This is a genomic window from Psychrobacter sp. GTC18467 (genome assembly GCF_055397455.1).
In genome coordinates this window covers 1,534,679-1,557,636 of sequence record NZ_AP038920.1, presented here as the reverse complement: position 1 = coordinate 1,557,636, position 22,958 = coordinate 1,534,679, and the positions used below count along the sequence as shown (strand labels likewise).

Below are 22,958 nucleotides of genomic sequence, written 5' to 3'. Positions count from 1 at the left end.
TGGCTTAACTGTCGCGAAGCTTGGCGTTAAATTCGGTAGTTAGCGCCGCAACGACCTTATCTGTGATGGCTTTGACGATATCATCAGCAAGGGTTTGCTGGCGGTCTTGTAAAATCAAAGCAAAGGCTAGCGATCGCTGATTGTCCGGAACATTAGCGCCTTGATAAACGTCAAACAACCATAAATCTGTCAAAGTGTCCCCTGCTGCTTTATAGATGCTTTGGCTGATGTCTTGAACGCTGATTTGGTCATCAACCAAAATGGCGATATCGCGGCGAACCTGTGGGAACTTACTTGGGCTAACAATGGCTTGTTTTTCGCGCTGCAGCTGTTGTAGCGGCAATAAATTTAACTGAGCAACCCAAGTGGTCGGCAGGTCAAGGGCTTTTGCCACGCTTGGGTGCAATTGACCAAGCCAGCCAATAAAGGTGTCATCAATATAAAGCTTAGCGCTTTGACCGGGGTGCAAAAACGCTAAGCTGCTGCGCTCGTAGCGGATTCGGCTTGGGTTAATATTGGCGGCAAATAATTGCTCGACGTCGTGCTTTAAATCAAAAAAGTCCATGGGGCGATTTTGATAGGCTTGTTCCTCAAAAACGTCACCGGTCGCGACCATGGCAATACTTGGCGTTTGCACCAAATCGCTAACACTGCTGCCAACAAAGCTAAGCCCCGTTTCAAAAAAGCGCAGCCTTGATTGCTGACGATTTAAGTTATATTGAACGCAAGGCAATAGGCTTGACAGCAAGGTTCGACGCATCACCGCCAAGTCGCTTGAAATCGGGTTGGCAAGCGCCAAAACTTCGCCTAAATCTTTATCCTCAAGCAGCGCTTCGATTTTGGCATCGCTAAAGCTAAAGCTGATTGCCTCCATGTAACCGACATCAACAAGAGCAAGCTTCATATCGTGAGTCAAGTCAGCGCTGTCGTCATAATCCAAGCTGACTTCCAGCTTTGGCAAGGTGCTTGGAATATTGTTGTAGCCAAAAATGCGCGCAATTTCTTCGATTAAATCTTCTTTAATGCTGATATCAAAGCGAAAGCTTGGCGGCGTACAAATGAGCGTATCATCGGTCGCGGCAACCTCAAATTCAAGCCGCGTTAAGATATCGATGAGGTCATCACGAGCAATGTCAATTCCTAAAACGTCGGCAACTTTTGCAATGGGCAAGGTAATCGGCAACCTTGTTGGCAACTGAGTTAAACTTTCTGTAATATTTACTTGACCAACCGTCGCGCCTGAAATAGCGGCAATCAGGTTGCAAGCACGGGTAAGTGCAAGTTTTGGCAACTCAAAATCAACGCCGCGCTCAAAACGCTGCGAGGCATCGGTATGCAGCCCAAAGCGGCGAGCTCGACCAGCAATGGCAAGCGGGCTAAAAAACGCGCTTTCAAGGACGATGTTTTTGGTATCGTCATTGATACTACCGCGCTTGGCGCCCATAATTCCGGCTAATGCCAACACGCCCTTATCATCAGCAATGACCAACTCATCACCAATTAACGTGATGTCTTGGTCATTTAATAAGGTGACGCTCTCCCCTGCCAAAGCCTGTCGCACTTGAATATCGCCTTGGATGTCATCGGCATCAAAGGCGTGCAGCGGTTGTCCCAATTCAAGTAACACATAATTGGTCACATCGACCAAAAAGTTATGGCTGCGCAGTCCTGATTGCACGAGCGCATCCACCAGCCATTTTGGCGACTGGATGCTGCGATCAATATTGCTCAGTGCTTGCAGCAAATAGCGCGGGCAAGCCTCAACGGCGTTAACTGTAACTTTCGGCGCGGTTAATTGATTATCAATCGCCAAGCTTGAATCATCAATTTCAGGCGGATTCACGGTCAATTGATTAATGACCGCAATTTCGCGAGCAATACCGCGAACGCTAAAGCAATCGCCGCGATTTGGGGTGATAGAAATGTCAAAAATCTCGTTATCTAAGCCCAAATAGTCGCGGATATCCGTGCCGATTGGCGCATCACTTGGCAATTCAAGCAAGCCATCAACGCTGTCAACCAAATCAATCTCGGAGGCGCCGCAAAGCATCCCATTTGATGCCACGCCGCGAAGCTTGCTTTTTTTAATGGTAAAGCCTTTGCCATCATCGCTTGGCAGTACCGCCCCAACCGTTGCCACCGGTGCTTTCATGCCAACGCTGACATTGGGCGCGCCGCAAACGATTTGCAACAACTCATCACCACCAATATTAACTTGCGTGACCCGAAGCTTATCGGCATCCGGATGCGGGGTAACCTCAACCACCTCGCCCACCACCACGCCACGAAACTGGCGCGCTACCGGATAGCGGTCATCAAGCTCAAGCCCTGCCATGGTCAGCTGATTGGCCAATTGCTCACTGTTATTGTTGGGATTGACCCACTGCCGAAGCCATTGTTCGCTGATTTTCATAAGTATCTCGAATTATTATTAAAAGCAAATCTGAGTTGCAAAAGAGGATTTAACGACCGGACTAGCCAAATTGCTTTAAAAAGCGGGTGTCGTTTTGGAAAAACAAGCGCAAATCATCAATACCGTAATACAGCATGGCAAAGCGCTCAATGCCCATACCAAAGGCAAAACCGGTGTACTTTTCAGGGTCAATGCCGCAGTTTTTGAGCACTTGCGAATGCACCATGCCGCAGCCCATCACCTCAAGCCAGCGACCTTTATCATCCAAAATATCCACTTCGGCGGACGGCTCGGTAAAGGGGAAAAATGAAGGTCGAAAACGAACGGTCAACGCTTTTCCAAAAAACGCCTCTAAAAACTCACTGATTAAGCCTTTAAGCTCAGAAAAGGTGCTCGACTCACTCACCATCAAGCCCTCTAATTGATGAAACATCGGCGAGTGGGTTTGGTCGGAGTCGCAGCGGTAAACTCGGCCAGGACAGATAACGCGAATCGGCGGCGCACTTTGCTCCATCGTTCGGATTTGCACCGGACTGGTGTGCGTCCGCAATAAATAATGGGCGTCAAAATAAAAGGTATCGTGCATTGCCCGTGCCGGATGCGACTCAGGAATATTAAGCGCCTCAAAGTTATAATAATCGCTTTCCACCTCAGGGCCTGTCGCCACATTAAAGCCAGCTTGGATAAAGTACTGCTGCATGCGCTGAGTGACCATCGTTACCGGATGCAAATGACCTTTTGCTGCCCCGCGCGCCGGCTGAGTGATGTCAATGCGCTCAGATTGAAGCTTATCATTGAGCGCTTTGCTGTCAAGGGCTTGCTGCTGATTGCTAAAAGCGGCTTGAATTTGGCTTCGAACGTCATGAAGCATGCCGCCAAAGATTTTTTTATTGTCCGCATCAAGACCGCCAAGCTGCTTTGACCAACCGGTAAGTAAGCTTTTTTTACCGGTTAACTGGACGCGAAACGCTTGCAACTCTGCCGCTGACGGGGCGCTTTGAATAAGCGCGGTTGCCGCTTGGCTAAACGCGGCTAGTTGGTCAGAGTTAAGGTCACTTAACGTTTCAGGGATGCGCAAGTCAGCTTGCAAATCGGTTGGAGCAGCAGAGGTGGTCATAAGGCAGCCATTTGAAAAGAAATCATAGGGGTTATTGTAAAGATTTGAATTAATTTTGCAAACAATTCAAGGACATCAGCGCAAATTTAATCCATAAAGGCAAATTTTGTTAAATAAAAATCATAAAAAAAGCTGCCAATAACGGCAGCCTTTTCATAAAGAAGTCATCATTTAGGGCAAATAATAGCCATCAATAATAACGTCTTCTTTGCAAGCTTAAATCAAGCCTAAGCTTACTATAGTTTGACGATTAAGCCGCCAATTGCGCTTTTGATTTTTCAACCAACGCTTCAAATGCTTTCGCGTCATGCATGGCAATGTCAGCCAAAACACGGCGGTCAATAGCAATATTTGCTTTTTTAAGACCGTTGATAAAGCGGCTATAGCTCATGCCATTGATGCGAGCACCAGCGTTGATACGAGCAATCCAAAGACGACGGAACGTGCGTTTTTTGTTGCGGCGGTCACGGTAAGCATATTGACCAGCTTTAGTTACCGCTTGAACGGCAACGCGGAAGACGCGTGAGCGAGCGCCGTAGTAGCCTTTAGCACGTTTAAGGATTTTTTTGTGACGGCGGTTTGCCTGAACACCACGTTTTACACGGGCCATAATTTACTCCAAAAAATGATTGCGACCGACAGCATATTAGCTTAGGTCAAAGGGCAATAAAATCGTAATTAATGACTATTAATTAGATGTAAGGGCACATACGACGAACGGCAGCTTCGTCAGATTTGTTCACCAACACCAATCCGCGCAATTGACGGATACGTTTTGCTGATTTTTTGGTCAAAATATGGCTTTTGAATGCTTGCTTACGCTTAAAGCCGTTTGCCGTTTTTTTAAAACGCTTGGCAGCACCGCGTTTGGTTTTCATCTTCACTTTCATGAACGATTGCCTCTTGGTCTTGGTTAAGAACCTCTTTGGTGGATCACTGATAGATTTACCTTGAGGTGGGAGGCAATATTCTAGCAGAAATACAAAAGCTTTGCCAAGCTTAGTTTTCTTGCCAGCAGCGCCATTTAATTTTTATATATTTTGCTAAAAATCATCATAAGTTCAGCTATAATCGGGAATAATGACGACTAACGGTATTTTTTAGCCGATAAAACTTGATTATCGCAACCATAATAATGGCATAAATAATGCATTTAATGGCTATAACAAGCGGATTTATTGATTCACCAGCAAGGGTTCAATGATAAAGGAGAGGGCATGGCAGAGCAAACGTTCAATTTCGATGATGGGGTATTTGTCTTTGAGACGGTCATGCGCGTTCGCAATACGGAGATTGATGCCAGTCAATTTTTGACCTTTGAGGCACTGACGGCGCAGCTTGCGGAGGCTCGGGCACGATTTTTATTTTCAAAAGGTATTAAAGAGGTCAATTCTGACTTTCAAGGCTTAATGATTGACCAATTAACCCTTGAGGTATCAAGCCGCGTTCGAGCTCGTGAAGAACTACTGTTTGAAATCGGCGTTGAAACGCTGACCGACAACGGCGGAACTTTTGCGATTAAAGTGACCCGAATGTTTGACGGCTCGTTGGTTGCAAAGGCGCGAAAGCATTTTGTCAATTTCGATTATCGCTTAAACACCACCACCACGCTAAGCGCTGCAATAAAAGAGGCGCTCAATCCTGAGCCATTTGAGTTATAATATGGCATTCCTCTAGATTACTTATTTTTTGCTGCTGTTTTTAATGAAAAGATGATAAACCATGAGCAACTCTTGGCTTGATAGCGTAAGCTTTAATAAAGATGGGTTAATTCCGGCGATTGCCCAAGATCGTGACTCCGGTCGCGTGATGATGGTGGCTTGGATGAACCGCGAGGCGCTACAATTGACCGCTGATACCAAAACGGCGGTTTATTTTTCACGCTCTCGGCAACAGCTTTGGCATAAAGGTGAAACTTCAGGTCACACCCAAATCGTTCATGAAATCCGCCTTGATTGCGATGCCGATGTGATTGTCCTGCAAATCACCCAAATCGGCGGCATTGCTTGTCACACCGGTCGTGAGTCATGCTTTTATCAGCGCTTAGATTTAAGCAGCGACACGCCAACTTGGCAAGCGGTCGATGAGGTGTTAAAAGACCCCAAAGAAATTTATAACCCTCAAGATAAACCAAAAACAGCTCACGCTAACTTGCAATCAACCTCAGGAACTTCACCAGAAAACGCTTCAAAAGCCAGTATTTTGCAGCAGTTAGATGCCGTATTGTCCGAGCGCAAACACGCCGATGCCGACAGCTCATATGTGGCAAGCTTATACGCTCGTGGGCTGAATAAAATCCTTGAAAAAGTCGGTGAAGAATCCGTTGAAGCCATCATTGCGGCAAAAGATTTAGCCACTTGCCAAGAAAAAGACAACAACAACAACAATGACCATGGCGATGATTTTGTAGCCGCCCGTCACGAATTGATTTATGAAGTTGCCGACGTTTGGTTTCATACCCTTGTAGGCTTAGCTTGGTTTGATATTTCGTCCGATGAAATTACCTGCGAGCTTGGTCGCCGCTTTGGGCTGTCAGGGCTTGAGGAAAAAGCCAACCGAACGTCTTAACTGTTTGAGGTGGTCTTTTACTAACGCCTTTTGATAACACAATGATTGCGATTAGTTTTTTGCCCTAAAGCGCGTTGGCGCGTTATAATAAGCCCAATGATATTTTGATAAGTAAACCTTAAGGTTACTTACGTTGCAAACAAGGATAACAATATGGGCGGCTTTTCGATTACCCATTGGCTGATTTTACTTGTGGTCGTGGTGGTGGTCTTTGGCACCTCCAAGCTGAAAAACGCCGGAAAAGATTTGGGCGGCGCGGTCAAAGGCTTTAAAGATGCCGTCCGCGAGGAAGAAAGCGAGCACCAAAAGCGCCGCGTTCTTGACCATGACAGCGAAGCGCTGTCACCAAAAGACGGCACTCGGGTTGATGACATTAAGGTAACCACGTCTGATGACGACAAGCTTTAAGCTGCCCTACTGCTAATGTGCTTTAGCTATGTTTGATATCGGATTTTCTGAGCTGCTGATTTTTGGTATTGTGGCGCTGGTTGTTTTAGGTCCTGAAAAGCTGCCAAAAGCGGCGCGAACTGCTGGGCAATGGTATGGCAAACTGCGCCGGACGGTAGCAACCTTGCAATCAGAAATTGAAGCCGAGCTTGATTTGGCGGAAACTCGGCAACAATTAAAAGACGAGCTTGCCAAAATCCGGCAAACGGAAGCGGAAATGCGCTCCGAGATGGCAAGAATGCGCGGCAGTATTCACGAGATGGAAGCCGCCAGCCGTCAACATCAAAATAACAGCCAAAATCAAAGCCAAAATAAAAGCACGACGCCGCAATCTGCTGCTGATAATAACGATAATGACATTAATCATAGCCAAAGCGCGGCAACGGCTGATTACGCTTATCATCAAGACATTCTCAAAAATAGCAATGCCGAAGATAACGCTAACCATAAAGAAGCGCTTACCGAAACAGACGATTGGCTAGCCACCAAACCTTGGGAAAATATGTGGTTTAAGCTTGGCGATTATGACAAAGCAAGACGACTGCCACCACCGCCAAGGCTGCCCAATTATCAAGCCGATATTTTGCTGAACGCCCAACCATTAACTCAATCATCATCGGGGGATAAATGACCCTGATAAAACGCCCCAAACCAAAAAAATCGCCGCCCAAAGAAGATATTTTAGATGCCGATATGCCCATTACCGAGCATTTGATTGAACTTCGGCGCCATTTGATTAAAATTTGCGTGGCAGTTTTGGTGGTGTTTTTGGCGCTGGTGGGGTTTTCGCGCGACCTTTACGACATTTTATCGATGCCGCTTGTGGCGCAGTTGCCGGTTGGCGCAACAATGATTGCCACCGACATTACCGCAAACTTTATGGCACCGATTCGCTTAACCATTTTTGTGGCGGCGTTTATTGCGATGCCGTATGTGCTTCTGCAAATTTGGTCGTTTGTTGCGCCTGGTCTTTACCAAAAAGAAAAAAAGGTTGCCATTCCGGTATTGCTGTCGTCCATCGTGCTGTTTTATTCGGGGGTGGCGTTTGCTTATTTTGTGGTGCTCAAAGGCGTTTTGCGCTTTTTTATCACCTTTGCTCCTAAAAATGTGCTGCCAATGACCGATATTGACAGCTATTTAAGCTTTGCGCTCAAACTATTTATGGTGTTTGGATTGACCTTTGAGATTCCGGTCATTACCCTGCTCTTGATATTGGCAGGGATTGTCACCATTGACAGCCTCGAGGACAAGCGGCGCTATATTATCGTTGGCTGCTTTGGGGTGGCAGCGATTGCCACGCCGCCTGATGGGGTGTCGATGCTGATGCTTGCCATTCCGATGTGGCTGTTGTTTGAGCTTGGACTGCTGCTCGCAAAAATTTTGATTAAAGATAAAACGGCGGCAAGCTAATTTTGTATTTAGCTTATTTAGCCATTCCATTATTTAATTAAGCCCCTTTTTAATTTTCCTTTTAATTTTTTATTGCCAATGAGCCATTGATTCATCAGTGGCTTTTTTGCTTGATTGCAGCGTTGGCAGATGCTAGGTGAAATCTGATGATGACCGCTTCGATGCCCGCGTATATGACCGACCCGACCGATGAGCAATTGGCGGCGCTGAATATGGCGATGGATAGGCAATCGTTTAAGATTGTGGCGTATGCTGGCGCGGGAAAAACCACAACGCTCAAACTTATCGGCGAGCGGCTTCGCGGTCGCGGGCTGTATTTGGCATTTAACAAAGCCATTGCCAGTGAAGCTCAGCAAAAATTCCCGCCACATGTGGATTGTCGAACGTTTCACTCGCTGGCTTACCGTCACGTGTCGCGTGATATTACCGCCAAGCTTGCGCTGCCACGATTTTCCCCAAAACGCTTGGGCGATGATTTGCGATTGCAGCCCGTTCAAATCCGCCGAAACATGGATGGGGTGAATAAATTTGTCACCTTAACGCCTGCCAAACTTGCGCGAATCGTCAGCGATTCGGTCAGTCACTTTTGCAGCACCCACGCCAGCTACCCTGCCCCGCGCCATATCGAGCTGCCCAAATGGATTGACCAAGGGGACGCTGACCAACTTCGTGAGATGCTGTTTCCGGCGGTTGAAAAACGCTGGCTGCAATCGATTGACGCGCGTCATCCGGCAGGGATTGGTCATGATATTTATTTAAAACTTTGGGCGTTATCCAAACCCAACATCCCCGCCGATTTTATTTTATTTGATGAAGCTCAAGATGCTGACCCCTTGATGATGGGGATTTTAACGCAGCAGCCGCGGCAAGTAATTTACGTGGGTGATGCTCATCAGCAAATTTATGAATGGCGCGGTGCGGTGAATGCCATGAAAAAACTGCCACTACCGCAAACGCTATTAACGCAATCGTTTCGTTTTGGTGAGCCAATTGCTGATGTTGCTAATACGCTGCTAAAAGCGCTGCAAGAAGATGTTCCGTTAAAAGGCAATCCTAACCGTGATTCAAGTACCGAATCAGGACTGATGAACGCCAAAAAAGACGCGATACTTTGCCGAACCAACGCCGCGGCGATGAATCAGTTATTGATTGGGCTAAAGCTTGGTCACCGCGTCGCACTACAAGCCGATACCGATAGAATGCTGAAGTTTTGCCAAGCCGCCGAAAACTTAAAAAACGGCAAATCGGCTTATGGCGTTCCTGAGCTTGCTTATTTTTACAATTGGTCGGACGTTCAAGAATATTCCGAAACGAGCGAAGGCAGCGATTTAAAAACGCTGGTGAAACTGGTCGATGACCACGGCACCAATGTGCTTGCGCAAGCGGTCAATAGCTTAACGCGAATTGAGAACGCCGATTATGTGATTTCGACCGCGCATAAAGCCAAAGGTCTTGAATGGTCGCGGGTCAAGCTTGATGATGATTTTTATTATGACACTACTGCTCAAAGCGTAAAAATCACCCCTGAGGAGCTTCGGCTGCTTTATGTGGCCTGCACGCGGGCGCAAAGCAATTTGGATTGTCAAAACATCCAAGATTTGATTGTCGGGCTGCAATCGGGCAAAAAAGTGATTTATGGCAATTAACTTTTTGTAAAATCGTTATCAACACCAATTTTCAAAAATAAGCAGGCGTGAATGTGATGAGTACCCAAGATTTTATAGCTAGCGCCTTTGCCGCTCCTGTTCGGTTGCTTGCGCCGATGGAAGGCTTAACTGACCCGCTAATGCGCCAGATTTTAACCCAAATCGCGGCGGACTTGGGGCGACCTTATGACTGGTCAGTAAGCGAATTTATCCGCGTAACCCAAACTGTTTTACCCGCGCATGTGTTTTATAAATACGTTCCTGAATTAAACTTTGGGGCAAAAACCAACGCCGGAACGCCGCTTCATGTTCAGCTATTAGGAAGTGACCCTGTACTCATGGCAGAAAATGCCGCTTTTGCCTGCAGTCTTGGTGCTCCGGCCATTGATATTAACTTTGGCTGCCCTGCAAAAACGGTCAACAATCACCGCGGCGGCTCGGTGCTGCTTGATGAACCAATGCTGATGAAACAAATTATCAGCGCCGTTCGCGCAGCCGTTCCCAAGCCAATCCCCGTTTCTGCAAAAATTCGCTTGGGCTATTCGGACACCTCAAATATGATGGCCATTCGGGATGCCATTGGTGACAGCGGCGCGGATTGGCTGACCATTCACGCAAGAACCAAATCGCAAGGCTATAAGCCGCCGGCGTACTGGGAAAATATCGCCGCGTTTAACAGCCTTGATATTCCCATCATTGCCAATGGTGAAATTTGGTCAGCGGCGCAAGCGTTGGACTGCACTAAAAAAGCCGAAACGCCGCATTTGATGCTTGGTCGCGGCGCGGTCACTCGACCGGATTTGGTGGCGCAAATTGACAAGGAAAATTTGCAAAATCCTGATTTGCTAACTTGGCAAGAATTATTACCGCATCAATTGACCTTTTTAAATGGCGCGGCTAAAAATGATACGGTCATTGTCGGTCGCTATAAGCAGTGGCTTGGTATGCTCACGCGCGGCTATGTTGAGGCGCAGCCGCTTTGGGACGCGGTTAAACGCGAAAAAGACAAAGCCGTTATCATCGATATTATTAATAAGCAAATTAATAATAGGCAAATTAACAATTAACGACGCTCAAGCCTTAACCGCTAATCCGAATTGCCAAATAAAACAGCATAAGCGAGCAAATAAGCGACAACGCCCATAAAATCGAGCGAAACATCGCTAAATTGGTGACGTAAGCAAAGCAGTAACCAATGCGAATCAGCACGTAAAGCCAAGCCAGCGTATTGACAATAATTTGCGGCACAAAAAACAGCATTGCGGTGACCACCGCCGCCAAAAATACCGGCAAGGTTTCAAAGCTGTTTTTTTGAGCAGCATTGGCTCGCGCTGCCATTCCGGTGGTTCGCTCTAAAAACTCGCGCGGCTGTTGGTTGTCCGCCAAGCCAAAGCCGCCTGCCATTTTAGCAACCATTGCCATCACCACCGGCAGCAAACTTGCCGCCACCATCGCCCAAATCGCGCCAGCAATGCTGTCTGGAATTATTCCAAATAGGGAATTCATACGCGCCCCTTAGCCCTCGATGATGTCAAAATCGTGGGTCACATTGACGCCGCCTTGCGACAGCATTCGGCTGGCTGAGCAGTATTTTTCAGCAGAAAGCTTGATGGCTTTTTCCACTTGCGCCGGTTTCACACTTTTTCCGGTAACCACAAAATGCAAATGAATATCGGTAAATACTGCCGGAATCGTTTCGGCGCGCTCGGCCGTCATTTCACAAACCACGTCGGTGACCTCTTGGCGCGACTTTTGCAAAATTGCCACCACGTCATAGCTGGCACAGCCGCCAAGCCCGAGTAAAATCAGCTCCATTGGACTTGCGCCTTTTTGTTTGTCGGCGTCGATTTGAACGTCGTGACCGGATGGCGATACGCCCAAAAATGATTTTTCTTCTTGCCAAGTGACTGATGCTTTGAGTTCTGCCATAACGGTTGTCCTTTTTTATGATTGCCAATGTTTGGCGTTTAATGATTGAAATTTGACCTTATATAAAAGGTAATGATAAAACAAAAATTGGTGAAACATTTTATAGCAAAATACTGTTACACATTTTGCCCAATTCTTGCTTTAATAGCGGCAATAAACCTTATTTTGTCGCAATCGCGTTATTGTTATCTCATCATAGTCAGTTTGGGATTAGCACTCAATAATAATTATGATAACGCCGCGCGCAAAATAAGCTCAATCACTATTGAAAAAGGTTGAATCATGATAGATGCAGACGGCTTTCGCGCCAATGTCGGCATCATCTTGGCAAATACACAAGGACAAGTTCTGTGGGCAAAACGTCTTGGTCACAACGCTTGGCAGTTTCCGCAAGGTGGCATCGACCACGGGGAGACGCCGATGGATGCGATGTATCGCGAGCTTTGGGAAGAGGTGGGACTATATCCGCGCCACGTGGAGCTTTTGGCGGTCACTCAAGACTGGCTGCGCTATCGCCTCCCTAAGCGCTACGTTCGCCACGGGCAATATCCTTTGTGTATCGGGCAAAAACAAAAATGGTTTTTGCTGCGCCTTGATGAGGCAAACGCTCAGCACATCCGCTTTGATGCGGCAAAGCCTGAGTTTGACCACTGGCAATGGGTCAGTTATTGGTATCCACTCGGTCAAGTTATTCATTTTAAACGCGGGGTGTATCGCAGGGCTTTGCAAGAACTTGCCATTGATCTGCCCTTAAAAAAGGAGCTGATACTGCCAAAGCAAGATAACCATTTATTGATGGGCTAAGCTTAAATTTGGTGATAACGCTTTAAATTTAATAACCTAATAAATGCTTGATAAAAGGATACTTTTTATCAAGCATTTTTTATTGCCTGTTTTTAATGCCTTATTATTTGTTATTAATTAAAATCTTTACTGATTAACTCCGCTTTTGGCTGACCGTTGATAAGTTTTAGCGTTAAAATGCTTTGCGATCGCGTGCCGTAATTGAGTAGTTTATTGTCAAAATTAAACACCGTTGGCGCAATAAAAATGGACGACAACGCGGCTTCCATGGTTTTATCAATTCCGGTATCAGGAAGCTGATTAACAGGTGCAGTAGTAGCATCGCTTAAAATATTAAAGGCAATATCCTGCCAAGCGTTTTGGGCGCTATTTTCTATTTTCATTTCACTAAAACTAAAGCTTTCTGCAATCACCGGCAGCAACTCTTGGCGGATTCGACCGCGAAGGCGCTCGGTTTTAAACCAAGCGTCATCGATTTGACCGTTAGAGATGACATGAAGCCCTGAATGCAGCGGCGTTGGCGGATAACCACGATTGTTGACCATCACCGCTTGCTTGCTATCACCGATAATTAAATTAAACCCTGCAAAATCGGTCAAATTAATGGCTCGGGCAAATGCCATCGGACTTAACTCACTTTGCAAAAAATCGCTCACCAAATCGCCGCGCGAGCGCTGAAACTCGTTTGCTTGAACCCCATCGCGAAAGTTAAGCACGGCAGCAAAGCGACCATTTTGAGCGCCAGTTTTGTCTTGGTGAATGCCAAGCCAAGTGCCACCGCTTTTGTCATCACGACCGGCAACGATGGGTTTGTCTGACCAAGCGTGCAATGGCGTCGTTGGTCGCTCAAAAAACTCGTCGCGGTTGGATAATAGTACCAACGGTAAGTCATCAAATAACTGCCAAGCAATGGCGGCAATACACATAACACAGCCTTTTTAAGTTATCAGCAAAATGCTAAGTAATCACGTCATGCTATCATCTTCACTTATTATTTGCCCTAAATTTTGCTATGATAGTCAGCATTTTATACTGCCGAAACCGACGCTATGATGATTCATCCCAACTATAACCCTGTTGCCTTAAAACTAGGGTCACTCGAAGTCCACTGGTATGGGCTGATGTATTTGCTTGCCTTTGCTGCCGCTTATGGCTTGGCGTGGTATCGCAGTTCGCGCCGTGACGGCTGGTCGAGTGAGATGGTGTCAGATTTGGTATTTTATGGCGCGCTTGGGGTCATTTTGGGCGGTCGAATCGGCTATGTGCTGTTTTATCAGCTCGGCGAGCTTTTGCAAAATCCGGCGTATTTGCTCAAGGTTTGGGAAGGCGGGATGTCCTTTCATGGCGGCTTTATTGGCGTGATGCTGGCGATGCTTTTTTTTGCGCGAAAATACAAAAAAACGCCGTTTCAAGTTTTTGATTTCATTGTCCCTTGTGTGCCAACGGGACTACTTTTTGGGCGTATCGGCAACTATATCAACGGCGAGCTTTGGGGTCGGGTATCAGACGGCGGCTACAACTGGCTGACCTATTTTCCGCAAGCGGCAAATTTTGATTATCAACTGCTTGAAGCCAATCCAAATTTGCAAAGCCTCATGCTTGAGGTCAATGGCAACTATTTATTGCCGCGCCACCCGTCGCAGCTTTATGAAGCGTTTGCTGAAGGGTTGGTTTTATTTTTGGTACTTTGGTGGTTTTCCTCAAAACCGCGACCAAGAATGGCGGTGTCGGCGCTGTTTTTACTCGGTTATGGCTTATCGCGATTTATCATCGAATTTTTCCGGCAGCCGGACGCCGACCAAGGCTTTATTTTATTTGGCTGGATGACCAAAGGTCAGATTTTGACCGCGCCGATGATTGTTATTGGCATTTTGATGCTGATTTATGCTTATAAGCGCGGCATTTATGATTGGGGCAAACAAGCGGCTTATTAAGCTGCTAAAGATATTTTAAATTGAAAAACGAACAGTTAATTTTATGATCACAACGACCAACGAAGCGGCATATTTAGAACTATTACAGCAAGTTTTAGACCACGGTCACCAAAAAGGCGACCGAACCGGAACCGGAACGCTCAGTCATTTTGGCGCCCAATTGCGCTTTGATTTGGCAAAAGGCTTTCCTTTAATTACCACCAAAAAGGTGCATTTTAAATCGGTCGTTCACGAGCTGCTTTGGTTTTTAAGCGGCAATACCGATGTCAAATATTTGCAAGAGCGCGGCGTTCGCATTTGGAATGAGTGGGCAACGGCGGCGCAAACGGCAAAATTTAACCGCCGTGAGGGCGATTTAGGTCCCATTTACGGTCACCAATGGCGCAATTATGGCGCCACTAAAAACGCTAATGGCGATTACAATGCCGATGGCATCGACCAAATCAAAGCTGTGGTTGAGCAAATCAAAATCAATCCCAACTCGCGCCGCTTGATTGTCACCGGTTGGAACCCTTGCGAAGCGGATTTAGTCGCCTTACCGCCGTGTCATACGCTATTTCAGTTTTTTGTTGCCGACGGCAAATTGTCCTGCCAGTTGTATCAGCGTTCGGCAGATTTGTTTTTGGGCGTGCCGTTTAACATTGCAAGCTACGCGCTGCTCACGCAAATGGTGGCGCAAGTTTGTGAGCTGCAAGTTGGCGAATTTATTTGGACAGGCGGCGATTGCCACATTTATCAAAACCATATTGAGCAGGTTAAATTGCAACTGTCGCGCGCTATTTTGCCGCCGCCAACGCTTGAATTAAACCCTGAAATTGACGATATTTTTGCCTTTGAATTTAGCGATATTGCGCTTGTGGACTATGAGTCGCATCCAGCAATTAAAGCGGACGTTGCGGTTTAACACAAAATTTTAGCAAGCTTGGAAAAATAATTATGAGCGTTCAAAATATCGAAGTGGCGCAAATTGCGGCGGTAAGTGAAAATTACTGCATCGGTAAAAATAACGATTTGCCATGGCATATCAAAGCTGACTTGCAGCATTTTAAAAAAATGACGGCGGACAGTGAAAAAGTCGGTCAAGATATTCAGGGTATCGTCATTATGGGGCGTAAAACCTTTGAATCCATGGGGTCAAAGCCGCTGCCCAAACGCATGAACGTCATTGTCACCTCGCAGCAGGATTTTGCCGAGGCAAATGGCTTAACCGATTGTAAAAACATTATTGTGGCGCATAGCCTAGATGACGCGCTCACAAGGGCAACCAATTTGGCTAAAAAAGTGGCGTTGCCAACGGTTTGGGTCATTGGTGGTGAGCGCTTATTTACCGAAGCGTTAGATAGGACCGACCGCATTGAGCTGACCCACGTGGCAACCACAATTGACAACGGCGATGCGTTTTATCCAACATTGCCTGATGATTTTGCCCAAAGTCAAAAATCAGCTCAAATGCAGGACGATAACAGCGGTCTTAGCTTTCAATTTGTCACTTATCAGCGCCAGTCAAGCTAACTGAAAACCTCTAAAAAATTAGCGCTTGATAAGCTGCTATTCATGAAGCACTTTATAAATGGTTTTGGCAAGCACAGGGCCAATGCCGTTAACGCCGCAAAGCTCTTGTTCGGACGCCCCAAGCAGCTGCTGAATACCGCCAAAATGGTTGAGCAAATCGCGGCGGCGCTTTTCGCCAAGCCCTGGGATAACCTCAAGCACCGATGACGAGCGGCGTTTATCGCGTTTTTTGCGGTGAGCGGTGATGGCAAAGCGGTGCGCTTCATCGCGAATGTTCATGATTAAATGCAGCGCTTTACTGTCCATCGGCAAATCAAGCGGCGGATGGTCGATAAAATGCAGCACCTCAAGACCGGCTTTGCGACCCTCGCCTTTAGCTACCCCAATCAGCAAAGTGTCGTTTAAAATTCCAAGCGATTCCAGCACTTCTTTTGCCATATTCAATTGACCTTTACCGCCATCAATCAATAACAAATCTGGCAGTGGCTGCTTTTTATAGCGTCGCTCAAGCACCTGCTTCATCGCGGCATAATCATCACCGCCTTGGATACCGTGAATGGCATATTGGCGATAGTCGCGCTTGCGAGCGCCGCCTTGGTCAAACACCACGCAGCTGCCAATCGTCGCCTCACCCATGGTGTGCGAAATGTCAAAGCATTCGATGCGGTCGATGGTGCGATCGGTCACGTCCGCCAAAACGTCTTTGAGCGCATTAAAGCGCGCGTTTAATTCTAAATAATCACCCAATTTGGTTTTAATGGCGTTGTTGGCATTGAGTACCGCCAAATCAAGCCAATCCGCGCGCTGCTCGCGGACACTGGTTTTTATCACCACTTTGCTGTCAAAATGCGCGGCTAGTGCTTCACTAATGGCGGTTTGGTCGGGCAACTCATGACTTAAAATGATTTCGCTTGGCAAATCATCGGTCACTTGAAAGTAAAATGAGCTAATAAATTCGGATAGGTTTTCAGCAACAGGCAAGCTGCTGTCCACATCCGGAAAATAATTTTTACCGCCCAAAACGCGGCCGCCGCGAACGGTCAACACGTTTACGCAAGTGATTCCGGCTTGACTGGTAATAGCAATCACGTCCGCCTCCCCTTGAACGGTATAAACCGCTTGCCGAGCTTGAACCTCGCGCAGCATGGAGAGTTGGTCGCGATAAAACACCGCCTTTTCAAAGTCTAAAGCCTCGGCAGCCGCTTCCATCTTTTCAATTAAAGCATTATGGATATCGCTTGAGTCGCCCTTTAAAAAGCGAATGGTGTTGTTCACGTCCTCGTTGTACTCCTCAGGGCTGACAAAGCCCACGCAAGGCGCGCGGCAGCGTTTGATTTGATACTCAAGGCAAGGTCGTTTTCTGGCGCGAAAAAAAGTATTGCTGCACTGGCGCATTTGAAACATTTTTTGCATTAAAATGAGCGTTTCTTTTGCTGCGTGCGCCGATGGAAAAGGACCAAAAAAACGCCCTTTTTGATGGTTGCCCTTACCGCGACCAAACGCCAATCTCGGATACGGCTTATCGGCGGAAATAAACACATAAAGGTAGGATTTATCATCGCGAAGCAGCACGTTATACGGTGGTCGGTGCTCTTTAATTAGGTTTTGCTCAAGCAGCAGCGCCTCGGTTTCGCTGCGGGTGATGATGGTTTCAATATCATGAATCCGCGCCACCAGTGCCCGCGTTTTTGGGTGGTCGATGGTTTTAGCAAAGTAGCTGTTGACGCGGCTTTTTAGCGATTTGGCTTTGCCGACGTACAAAATATCGCCGTTTTTACCGAGCATTTTATAAACGCCGGGCAAATTGGGCAGCCGTTTGATTAAATGTTTAAGCCGTTTTTGCGTGTCATTGTTTGAGATGTCATCGACCATAATTTATCGCGCCCATGATTGCTTGAGCCTTATTAATAAGGACTTTTGCGGCAAATTGCAAGCTTTCGCCATAAGCTTACTGCCTTGATATTAACTGACAGTTAATGATAAAAATGCTGCCAAATAAGCGTTGTTATTATCAATATTTCACCCTTATTTTAAGCCCTGCCGGTCGTTTTTTAACCCAAGCAATAAATTTTTGCATCTCGCTATGCTCGCGGATTCGCTCAATGGTATGGTAATAATCAGCAAGTTCATGATTGGAAAATACGCGGTGAATTTGGCTGTGGCACGGCCTACAAATCATGGCAATGTCTGATTTCATGGTATCGCGGCTAAAATTGCGGCGAGTTCGCGATTTATTGTGCCGCGACTGCGGAATTAAGTGATGCCGCGTCAACGGCATGGTTCGAGCGCAAAGCTCACAAGCGCTTGGCGCGCGGTCATCGTCATTTGAGCTTGCTGCGGTTAACTGCTGCTGATTACTCATAACCGTCTTTCCAATTTGGATTGAGATTGGTTTTATAATAAAACGGTATAAAGTAAAGCTTTCTTAATCAAGCCCCCGATGATAGTAAGCTCGTAACTTAACATTAAAGATCATTGGTTACGCTTTAAGACTGGCGGGTGGATTTAATTTTAATTATGATAATGGCTTTTATTTTCTTACATTGAGCTTGCCCAACCATGTTGGCATCAGGATAGGTTATGAGTTTGCTTCCCAAAAATTTTGATAACTTAAAGCGCAAAGCCAAAAAAAATATCATGCCGCTGCTCACCCCCCATTTATTTAAACTTCGTATCAACACCTACGCGCCCTATGTTGGTGCCGGAATTAAAATTGATCATATCGACCTTGACCAAGGGCTTTGTGTGTCGAGTCTTAATTTAACCGCGCTGAATAAAAATGTGGTCGGCACCCAGTTTGGCGGCAGTTTATACGCCATGGTTGACCCGTTTTATATGCTTATTTTGATGCATCAGCTTGGCAGCAGCTACGTGGTTTGGGACAAAAGCGCGCAGATTGACTTTATTACGCCGGCAAAAAGTCGCGTTACCGCCAAAATGAAAATCCCAAGCTCGGAGCTGACCTTAATCCAAGAGCTTGCCAAAAATGGCGATCCGGTATTTCGCGAGTATCAAACCGAAATTGTTGATGACAAACAAAAAGTCATTGCCACGGTAAAAAAGACCGTCTATATTCGACTGCGCAAGTTTAGCCATTCAAAAGACCAATCCCGCAGCATTTATCAAGACAGCGACAATTAATAAGCGGCTTTGGCAACTGCTGAGCCAACAAAAACCCCAATTAAGCAATGCCTAATTGGGGTTCTGTCTTTTTTGGTAACGCTACTTATTATTAAATGATCTTAAAAATAAGCTTAACTTCGCAATTAAGCTTCAGAAGCAGTTTCAGCAACCGCAGCTTTTTGCTGAGTAGAACGACCGCCAAGCTTTTCGCGGATACGAGCTGATTTACCAGAACGCTCACGAAGGTAGTAAAGTTTAGCACGGCGAACAGCACCACGGCGTTTCACTTCAATGCTCTCAACGATTGGTGAATGCAATTGGAACGCACGCTCAACACCAACACCGCTTGAAATTTTACGAACGGTAAAGGCTGAATTTAAACCGCGGTTACGCTTAGCGATAACCACGCCTTCAAACGCCTGCAAACGCTCACGCTCGCCTTCACGAACTTTTACTTGAACGACGATGGTGTCACCAGGGGCAAAGCTTGGGTGCTCGCGCAATTGGGCATTTTCAATCACTTGAACCAATGGATGCTTGTTGCTCATGAGAGTACTCTCCTCACATTAGATGATAGAGGCTTACCGCATATCACCTGTTTTTAATAAGTCATCATATTTTGAGATAAAACATGACATAAAAAGGGGTTAAACGCTTATCATTAAATAAGCCATTTAATTCAAATTCAATTACTATATTTCAGTCTTGCATTTTTTTAAGCCAAGCGGCTTGCTCAGGCGTTGGGCAAAACTTTTCCCACAAATCCGGTCGCCGCGCTTTGGTTCGCGCCACCTGCTGATAAAAACGCCATTTGGCAATGTTGCCATGATGCCCTGAAAGTAAAACTTCAGGAACCCTTACGCCTTCAAACTCAACCGGCTTGGTGAAATGTGGACAATCAAGCAAACCATCAACAAACGAGTCTTGCTCTGCTGATTTGTCATCACCCATCACGTTTGGCAAGCGCCGAATCACGCTGTCCATCAGCACCATTGCGGCAAGCTCGCCACCGCTTAGCACATAATCACCCAGCGACACTTCAACATCAACATACGCTTGTAATAAGCGCTCATCAATGCCTTCATAGCGACCGCAAAGCAAAATCATGCCATCAAGCGCTGAAAAATCGACCACTTTTGCTTCGGATAACGTCTCACCTTGGGGCGATAAGTAAACCACGGGGCAATGCTCGCGATTTATTCGGCAACCAAACGCTTGCGCGCGCTGTTTTGCTTCATTAATGGCTTTTAACAATGGCTCTGCCATCATCACCATGCCAGGGCCACCCCCAAAAGGGCGCTCATCGACGCGGCGGTAATTGTCGGTGGCAAAGTTACGCGGATTTAAGCACTCTATGACCACCTGCTGATTAGCAATCGCGCGACCGCTGATACCAAACTTGCGAATGGCAGCAAACATGTCAGGAAAAATGCTAATTACCGCAAAATACATCCGCTTAAACCTTTGCTTACGCCATCAATAATCGCTTGGCCAATCAACGGTTACCGTTTTCGCCGTCAAATCGACCTGAATCACGGTTTGCTTATGCCAAGGAATCAAACGCTCTTCGGCATCTAAACTGTCTTTTGTTGCTGACACTTGCATGATATCGTGAGCGCCAGTTTCAAACATTTCAGTGATGTCACCTAATATTTCGCCTTGCTCATTGATCACGCGAAGCCCAATCAAATCTGACCAGTAATACTCGTCTGCTTCAGGCATTGGCAAGCTGTCTTTGGCAGCCCAAATGGTGACGCCGTTCATGGTTTCAGCAACATTGCGGTCAGGAACTTCTTTAAACTGCGCCACCAGACCGGAACCTTGTTGTCGCCAATTGACGACCGTCAGCGGCTTTAAGCCAACCGCAGTTTTCATCCACCAAGGGCTCATAGCAAAAATGTCACTGCGATTGTCAGTATTGCTAAACACCCAAAGCCAACCTTTGATGCCATAAGGCTTTTTGAGTTGAGCGATATTAATCATCGAATCGATGTCGGGCGTGTTTGCCATAACCTTCAACCTAGCTTTTTAAAACTAAAATTTGCCCAGTGGCAGATCCATCAGCAATTACGCTGATGCTTCTTCTTGAGCAGGCTTATAAGACTTTGCCAATGACGCGACGCGGTCTGAAGGCTGAGCACCTTTGGCGACCCAAGCGTTATAAGCTTCCATGTTTAAGCGAACGGCTTCTTCTGAACCTTTGGCAAGTGGGTTAAAAAAGCCAATGTTTTCAATGTAGCGGCCGTCGCGTGAGTTGCGCTGATCGGCAACCACAACTTGATAAAATGGGCGTTTTTTGGCACCGCCCCGTGCTAAACGAATAACTACCATGTGATTTCTCTCTTTCGTAGGTATACCAAAAAGGGCATAATTATAGCACAGTTTTTAATTATTGAACATCATCAAATTGTTTATTTTTAATGTCATAACAAGGGCTTAATCTGTTTTTTTAATGGTTTAAAGGCCCTGCCCACTTCTAGAAAGAACTTGAAGATTGCACTATACTTGACGCTTGCTGCTTGGTTTTTTAAACCCCTGCTAACCTAACGAGTTTCACTATGACCTCACCTGTTTTGTCATCACGACCGCAAAAGCGGCGCTTTTTTTCTCCTAAAATCGGGACAAATAAGAGCTGGTCAAACAGTTGGCTGACCACCTTGATGGTGGCTTTTATGGTGCTCATTAGCGTTGGGTTGTCGCTTTGGTTGTTTTGGCGCAGTCTTTATCTGCCAGAACTAAAAACCCATGCCCGCTATTTGACCAGTGAGCTGAATTTAATCAGTAATGTGAAAAAGGACTGGGCAAATGATCCAAAAATGCGCCTTTGGATTTATCAAAACTCCCATGTGAAAGTGGTTGAAAACCCCAATGAGTTTCCAGAAGTTGAAGATAAAGTATTTGTCGGCATGTTCACCGATGTTCTGCAAGATGAGATTGGTAATCAGCTTGGCAGACCCGTTGAGGTGTATTTTAAATTTAAGCCCACGCCGCAGCTTTGGGTTCAAGACAGCCGAGATGTCAGCTTTTGGATTCGTGAGCCGGTGGTTTATTATTCGCAATATAGCCCCGTGCTTTTGGTGCTGTTCTTATTAGGGCTGCCAATTTTGACCCTGATGACCATTATTTTACTGGTTCAGCAGTTAAACCGACCGCTGCGCCATCTTCAGCGCGCGGCTACCAATTATATCCGCCTAGGTCACGCGACAACCTTACCGACGCATGAAGGTCCTACTGAAATCAGACAAGTGAACACCGCGTTTAACCGGCTATTTACCACCCTAAATCAAGCGCAAAAAGAGCGTACCATCATGCTGGCAGGAATTTCTCACGATTTGCGAACGCCGCTAACTCGAATGCGCCTCACCGCTGAGATGCTCCCTGATGAGTTTTTTCGTGAAGGGCTGATTTATGACATTGAAGACATGGACGCCATTTTAGAGCAGTTTATTTCATTTATGAAAGATGGCTCAGATGAGCCGGTGCGCTTGACCAATTTAGACACCATTTTTAATGAGGTGATGATTCAGTTTGCGCCGCTTGAGTTTATTTACCAATCTGATTGCCAAAAAGCGGTTCCGGTGCGACCGTTATCGATTAAGCGCTTAATTATCAACCTTGTCAATAACGCCAATCGCTACGGCAAACCGCCCATTTATCTGTCTGCGACCATCATTCCCACCTTTATCGAGCAAGAGGATTTGGCAGATGACGTTATCAGTGAAAATGAAGTTACTAAAGAGGCGCAAGAGGAGCTGCTGATTTGTGTCCGTGACTGCGGCGATGGCGTGGCTGATGACCAATTAGAGCGCATCATGCAGCCCTTTGAGCGCGGCGAGACGGCGCGAACGACCCAAGGCAGCGGTCTGGGGCTTGCTATCGTGAACCGAATTGCAAGGCTACATCACGGAACGGTTGAGGCAATTAATCATCCGCATGGCGGGCTACAAGTTTGCGTTCGTATTCCGCTGATTTCCAAAGTTACGGGCAATGATGGTGACCAAAAAACAGAGCCATTACCGCCGCCGACCAATGTAATTAAAAGTGAGTGAATATTT

26 protein-coding genes are annotated in these 22,958 nt (G+C 46.4%); 13 read left to right on the top strand and 13 right to left on the bottom strand.

Going from position 1 to position 22,958, the window contains the following annotated elements; genetic code table 11:
- Positions 1 to 4 precede the first annotated feature (4 nt).
- The 4 genes from pheT to rpmI form a co-directional block, all read right to left on the bottom strand.
- Positions 5 to 2,413 (bottom strand): phenylalanine--tRNA ligase subunit beta, encoded by a 2,409-nt coding sequence (gene pheT / locus ACZ5XY_RS06780; protein ID WP_464740153.1) that lies wholly within the window; start codon positions 2,411 to 2,413, stop codon positions 5 to 7.
- A gap of 61 nt (positions 2,414 to 2,474) precedes the next feature.
- Entirely contained in the window at positions 2,475 to 3,530 is a 1,056-nt protein-coding gene (gene pheS, locus ACZ5XY_RS06775; RefSeq protein ID WP_464740151.1) for a phenylalanine--tRNA ligase subunit alpha, read from the bottom strand.
- 250 nt (positions 3,531 to 3,780) lie between these two features.
- Positions 3,781 to 4,140 carry a 50S ribosomal protein L20 gene (gene rplT / locus ACZ5XY_RS06770; RefSeq protein ID WP_169393291.1) on the bottom strand — a complete coding sequence of 120 codons (360 nt, stop codon included), beginning with the start codon at positions 4,138 to 4,140 and terminating at the stop codon, positions 3,781 to 3,783.
- An 82-nt stretch (positions 4,141 to 4,222) separates the two neighbouring features.
- Positions 4,223 to 4,420, bottom strand: a complete 198-nt coding sequence (rpmI, locus tag ACZ5XY_RS06765; protein ID WP_464740149.1) for a 50S ribosomal protein L35 — start codon at positions 4,418 to 4,420, stop codon at positions 4,223 to 4,225.
- 327 nt (positions 4,421 to 4,747) lie between these two features.
- Here rpmI and ACZ5XY_RS06760 point away from each other — a divergent pair, with 327 nt between their 5' ends.
- From ACZ5XY_RS06760 to ACZ5XY_RS06730, 7 genes are all read left to right on the top strand, one after another.
- Positions 4,748 to 5,191: an acyl-CoA thioesterase family protein gene (locus ACZ5XY_RS06760; protein WP_464740147.1), complete on the top strand. Its 444-nt coding sequence runs from the start codon at positions 4,748 to 4,750 to the stop codon at positions 5,189 to 5,191.
- A gap of 61 nt (positions 5,192 to 5,252) precedes the next feature.
- Positions 5,253 to 6,098, top strand: coding sequence for a phosphoribosyl-AMP cyclohydrolase (gene hisI / locus ACZ5XY_RS06755; RefSeq protein ID WP_464740145.1), 846 nt, complete (start codon positions 5,253 to 5,255; stop codon positions 6,096 to 6,098).
- 153 nt (positions 6,099 to 6,251) lie between these two features.
- The gene (gene tatA / locus ACZ5XY_RS06750; protein ID WP_464740143.1) at positions 6,252 to 6,506 is read left to right on the top strand and encodes a Sec-independent protein translocase subunit TatA; all 255 of its coding nucleotides are present in this window, start codon (positions 6,252 to 6,254) and stop codon (positions 6,504 to 6,506) included.
- A 28-nt stretch (positions 6,507 to 6,534) separates the two neighbouring features.
- Positions 6,535 to 7,176: a Sec-independent protein translocase protein TatB gene (gene tatB / locus ACZ5XY_RS06745; protein ID WP_464740141.1), complete on the top strand. Its 642-nt coding sequence runs from the start codon at positions 6,535 to 6,537 to the stop codon at positions 7,174 to 7,176.
- The gene (tatC, locus tag ACZ5XY_RS06740) at positions 7,173 to 7,955 is read left to right on the top strand and encodes a twin-arginine translocase subunit TatC (RefSeq protein ID WP_464740139.1); all 783 of its coding nucleotides are present in this window, start codon (positions 7,173 to 7,175) and stop codon (positions 7,953 to 7,955) included. The genes tatB and tatC overlap by 4 nt, the downstream gene beginning before the upstream one ends.
- Before the next feature lie 149 nt (positions 7,956 to 8,104).
- Entirely contained in the window at positions 8,105 to 9,601 is a 1,497-nt protein-coding gene (locus ACZ5XY_RS06735) for a UvrD-helicase domain-containing protein (RefSeq protein WP_464743801.1), read from the top strand.
- A 56-nt stretch (positions 9,602 to 9,657) separates the two neighbouring features.
- Positions 9,658 to 10,668, top strand: coding sequence for a tRNA dihydrouridine synthase (locus ACZ5XY_RS06730; RefSeq protein WP_464740137.1), 1,011 nt, complete (start codon positions 9,658 to 9,660; stop codon positions 10,666 to 10,668).
- A 13-nt stretch (positions 10,669 to 10,681) separates the two neighbouring features.
- On the opposite strand, the gene ACZ5XY_RS06725 is transcribed toward ACZ5XY_RS06730, so the two are convergent.
- Together ACZ5XY_RS06725 and ACZ5XY_RS06720 are read right to left on the bottom strand one after the other, a co-directional pair.
- Entirely contained in the window at positions 10,682 to 11,107 is a 426-nt protein-coding gene (locus tag ACZ5XY_RS06725; protein ID WP_464740135.1) for an MAPEG family protein, read from the bottom strand.
- 9 nt (positions 11,108 to 11,116) lie between these two features.
- The gene (locus tag ACZ5XY_RS06720; protein ID WP_464740133.1) at positions 11,117 to 11,530 is read right to left on the bottom strand and encodes an OsmC family protein; all 414 of its coding nucleotides are present in this window, start codon (positions 11,528 to 11,530) and stop codon (positions 11,117 to 11,119) included.
- A gap of 282 nt (positions 11,531 to 11,812) precedes the next feature.
- Between ACZ5XY_RS06720 and ACZ5XY_RS06715 the strand changes: the two genes are divergently transcribed.
- Positions 11,813 to 12,334: an RNA pyrophosphohydrolase gene (locus tag ACZ5XY_RS06715; RefSeq protein ID WP_464740131.1), complete on the top strand. Its 522-nt coding sequence runs from the start codon at positions 11,813 to 11,815 to the stop codon at positions 12,332 to 12,334.
- Between the two features lie 113 nt (positions 12,335 to 12,447).
- Here the strand turns inward: ACZ5XY_RS06715 and ACZ5XY_RS06710 are convergent, their stop codons facing one another.
- Complete coding sequence (locus ACZ5XY_RS06710) at positions 12,448 to 13,260, bottom strand: NRDE family protein (protein WP_464740129.1); 813 nt, start codon at positions 13,258 to 13,260, stop codon at positions 12,448 to 12,450.
- Between the two features lie 123 nt (positions 13,261 to 13,383).
- On the opposite strand from ACZ5XY_RS06710, the gene lgt reads away from it, so the two are divergent.
- The 3 genes from lgt to ACZ5XY_RS06695 are packed head-to-tail and all read left to right on the top strand — an operon-like array spanning position 13,384 to position 15,780.
- Complete coding sequence (gene lgt / locus ACZ5XY_RS06705) at positions 13,384 to 14,268, top strand: prolipoprotein diacylglyceryl transferase (RefSeq protein WP_464740127.1); 885 nt, start codon at positions 13,384 to 13,386, stop codon at positions 14,266 to 14,268.
- Positions 14,269 to 14,311: 43 nt separating this feature from the next.
- Positions 14,312 to 15,172: a thymidylate synthase gene (locus tag ACZ5XY_RS06700; protein ID WP_464740125.1), complete on the top strand. Its 861-nt coding sequence runs from the start codon at positions 14,312 to 14,314 to the stop codon at positions 15,170 to 15,172.
- Between the two features lie 32 nt (positions 15,173 to 15,204).
- The gene (locus ACZ5XY_RS06695) at positions 15,205 to 15,780 is read left to right on the top strand and encodes a dihydrofolate reductase (protein WP_464740123.1); all 576 of its coding nucleotides are present in this window, start codon (positions 15,205 to 15,207) and stop codon (positions 15,778 to 15,780) included.
- Positions 15,781 to 15,816: 36 nt separating this feature from the next.
- Here the strand turns inward: ACZ5XY_RS06695 and uvrC are convergent, their stop codons facing one another.
- Both uvrC and ACZ5XY_RS06685 read right to left on the bottom strand, forming a co-directional pair.
- Positions 15,817 to 17,652 (bottom strand): excinuclease ABC subunit UvrC, encoded by a 1,836-nt coding sequence (uvrC, locus tag ACZ5XY_RS06690; RefSeq protein ID WP_464740121.1) that lies wholly within the window; start codon positions 17,650 to 17,652, stop codon positions 15,817 to 15,819.
- Between the two features lie 139 nt (positions 17,653 to 17,791).
- Positions 17,792 to 18,142, bottom strand: a complete 351-nt coding sequence (locus ACZ5XY_RS06685; RefSeq protein ID WP_464740120.1) for an HNH endonuclease — start codon at positions 18,140 to 18,142, stop codon at positions 17,792 to 17,794.
- 218 nt (positions 18,143 to 18,360) lie between these two features.
- On the opposite strand from ACZ5XY_RS06685, the gene ACZ5XY_RS06680 reads away from it, so the two are divergent.
- Positions 18,361 to 18,921: a DUF4442 domain-containing protein gene (locus ACZ5XY_RS06680; RefSeq protein ID WP_464740118.1), complete on the top strand. Its 561-nt coding sequence runs from the start codon at positions 18,361 to 18,363 to the stop codon at positions 18,919 to 18,921.
- 125 nt (positions 18,922 to 19,046) lie between these two features.
- On the opposite strand, the gene rplS is transcribed toward ACZ5XY_RS06680, so the two are convergent.
- The 4 genes from rplS to rpsP form a co-directional block, all read right to left on the bottom strand.
- Positions 19,047 to 19,451: a 50S ribosomal protein L19 gene (gene rplS, locus ACZ5XY_RS06675; RefSeq protein WP_464740116.1), complete on the bottom strand. Its 405-nt coding sequence runs from the start codon at positions 19,449 to 19,451 to the stop codon at positions 19,047 to 19,049.
- A gap of 151 nt (positions 19,452 to 19,602) precedes the next feature.
- Entirely contained in the window at positions 19,603 to 20,355 is a 753-nt protein-coding gene (gene trmD, locus ACZ5XY_RS06670; RefSeq protein WP_464740114.1) for a tRNA (guanosine(37)-N1)-methyltransferase TrmD, read from the bottom strand.
- Positions 20,356 to 20,379: 24 nt separating this feature from the next.
- Positions 20,380 to 20,913: a ribosome maturation factor RimM gene (gene rimM / locus ACZ5XY_RS06665; protein ID WP_464740112.1), complete on the bottom strand. Its 534-nt coding sequence runs from the start codon at positions 20,911 to 20,913 to the stop codon at positions 20,380 to 20,382.
- 57 nt (positions 20,914 to 20,970) lie between these two features.
- On the bottom strand, positions 20,971 to 21,234 hold the full coding sequence (gene rpsP / locus ACZ5XY_RS06660; protein WP_464740110.1) for a 30S ribosomal protein S16: 264 nt from the start codon (positions 21,232 to 21,234) through the stop codon (positions 20,971 to 20,973).
- 227 nt (positions 21,235 to 21,461) lie between these two features.
- Here rpsP and ACZ5XY_RS06655 point away from each other — a divergent pair, with 227 nt between their 5' ends.
- Complete coding sequence (locus ACZ5XY_RS06655; protein WP_464740108.1) at positions 21,462 to 22,952, top strand: ATP-binding protein; 1,491 nt, start codon at positions 21,462 to 21,464, stop codon at positions 22,950 to 22,952.
- The last annotated feature ends 6 nt before the right edge of the window (positions 22,953 to 22,958 follow it).

What these genes read in the sequence shown, in the direction of transcription:
- pheT (WP_464740153.1), bottom strand. Translation starts at nt 2,413, where the DNA reads ATGAAAATCAGCGAACAATGGCTTCGGCAGTGGGTCAATCCCAACAAT.
- pheS (WP_464740151.1), bottom strand. Translation starts at nt 3,530, where the DNA reads ATGACCACCTCTGCTGCTCCAACCGATTTGCAAGCTGACTTGCGCATC.
- rplT (WP_169393291.1), bottom strand. Translation starts at nt 4,140, where the DNA reads ATGGCCCGTGTAAAACGTGGTGTTCAGGCAAACCGCCGTCACAAAAAA.
- rpmI (WP_464740149.1), bottom strand. Translation starts at nt 4,420, where the DNA reads ATGAAAGTGAAGATGAAAACCAAACGCGGTGCTGCCAAGCGTTTTAAA.
- ACZ5XY_RS06760 (WP_464740147.1), top strand. Translation starts at nt 4,748, where the DNA reads ATGGCAGAGCAAACGTTCAATTTCGATGATGGGGTATTTGTCTTTGAG.
- hisI (WP_464740145.1), top strand. Translation starts at nt 5,253, where the DNA reads ATGAGCAACTCTTGGCTTGATAGCGTAAGCTTTAATAAAGATGGGTTA.
- tatA (WP_464740143.1), top strand. Translation starts at nt 6,252, where the DNA reads ATGGGCGGCTTTTCGATTACCCATTGGCTGATTTTACTTGTGGTCGTG.
- tatB (WP_464740141.1), top strand. Translation starts at nt 6,535, where the DNA reads ATGTTTGATATCGGATTTTCTGAGCTGCTGATTTTTGGTATTGTGGCG.
- tatC (WP_464740139.1), top strand. Translation starts at nt 7,173, where the DNA reads ATGACCCTGATAAAACGCCCCAAACCAAAAAAATCGCCGCCCAAAGAA.
- ACZ5XY_RS06735 (WP_464743801.1), top strand. Translation starts at nt 8,105, where the DNA reads ATGACCGCTTCGATGCCCGCGTATATGACCGACCCGACCGATGAGCAA.
- ACZ5XY_RS06730 (WP_464740137.1), top strand. Translation starts at nt 9,658, where the DNA reads ATGAGTACCCAAGATTTTATAGCTAGCGCCTTTGCCGCTCCTGTTCGG.
- ACZ5XY_RS06725 (WP_464740135.1), bottom strand. Translation starts at nt 11,107, where the DNA reads ATGAATTCCCTATTTGGAATAATTCCAGACAGCATTGCTGGCGCGATT.
- ACZ5XY_RS06720 (WP_464740133.1), bottom strand. Translation starts at nt 11,530, where the DNA reads ATGGCAGAACTCAAAGCATCAGTCACTTGGCAAGAAGAAAAATCATTT.
- ACZ5XY_RS06715 (WP_464740131.1), top strand. Translation starts at nt 11,813, where the DNA reads ATGATAGATGCAGACGGCTTTCGCGCCAATGTCGGCATCATCTTGGCA.
- ACZ5XY_RS06710 (WP_464740129.1), bottom strand. Translation starts at nt 13,260, where the DNA reads ATGTGTATTGCCGCCATTGCTTGGCAGTTATTTGATGACTTACCGTTG.
- lgt (WP_464740127.1), top strand. Translation starts at nt 13,384, where the DNA reads ATGATGATTCATCCCAACTATAACCCTGTTGCCTTAAAACTAGGGTCA.
- ACZ5XY_RS06700 (WP_464740125.1), top strand. Translation starts at nt 14,312, where the DNA reads ATGATCACAACGACCAACGAAGCGGCATATTTAGAACTATTACAGCAA.
- ACZ5XY_RS06695 (WP_464740123.1), top strand. Translation starts at nt 15,205, where the DNA reads ATGAGCGTTCAAAATATCGAAGTGGCGCAAATTGCGGCGGTAAGTGAA.
- uvrC (WP_464740121.1), bottom strand. Translation starts at nt 17,652, where the DNA reads ATGGTCGATGACATCTCAAACAATGACACGCAAAAACGGCTTAAACAT.
- ACZ5XY_RS06685 (WP_464740120.1), bottom strand. Translation starts at nt 18,142, where the DNA reads ATGAGTAATCAGCAGCAGTTAACCGCAGCAAGCTCAAATGACGATGAC.
- ACZ5XY_RS06680 (WP_464740118.1), top strand. Translation starts at nt 18,361, where the DNA reads ATGAGTTTGCTTCCCAAAAATTTTGATAACTTAAAGCGCAAAGCCAAA.
- rplS (WP_464740116.1), bottom strand. Translation starts at nt 19,451, where the DNA reads ATGAGCAACAAGCATCCATTGGTTCAAGTGATTGAAAATGCCCAATTG.
- trmD (WP_464740114.1), bottom strand. Translation starts at nt 20,355, where the DNA reads ATGTATTTTGCGGTAATTAGCATTTTTCCTGACATGTTTGCTGCCATT.
- rimM (WP_464740112.1), bottom strand. Translation starts at nt 20,913, where the DNA reads ATGGCAAACACGCCCGACATCGATTCGATGATTAATATCGCTCAACTC.
- rpsP (WP_464740110.1), bottom strand. Translation starts at nt 21,234, where the DNA reads ATGGTAGTTATTCGTTTAGCACGGGGCGGTGCCAAAAAACGCCCATTT.
- ACZ5XY_RS06655 (WP_464740108.1), top strand. Translation starts at nt 21,462, where the DNA reads ATGACCTCACCTGTTTTGTCATCACGACCGCAAAAGCGGCGCTTTTTT.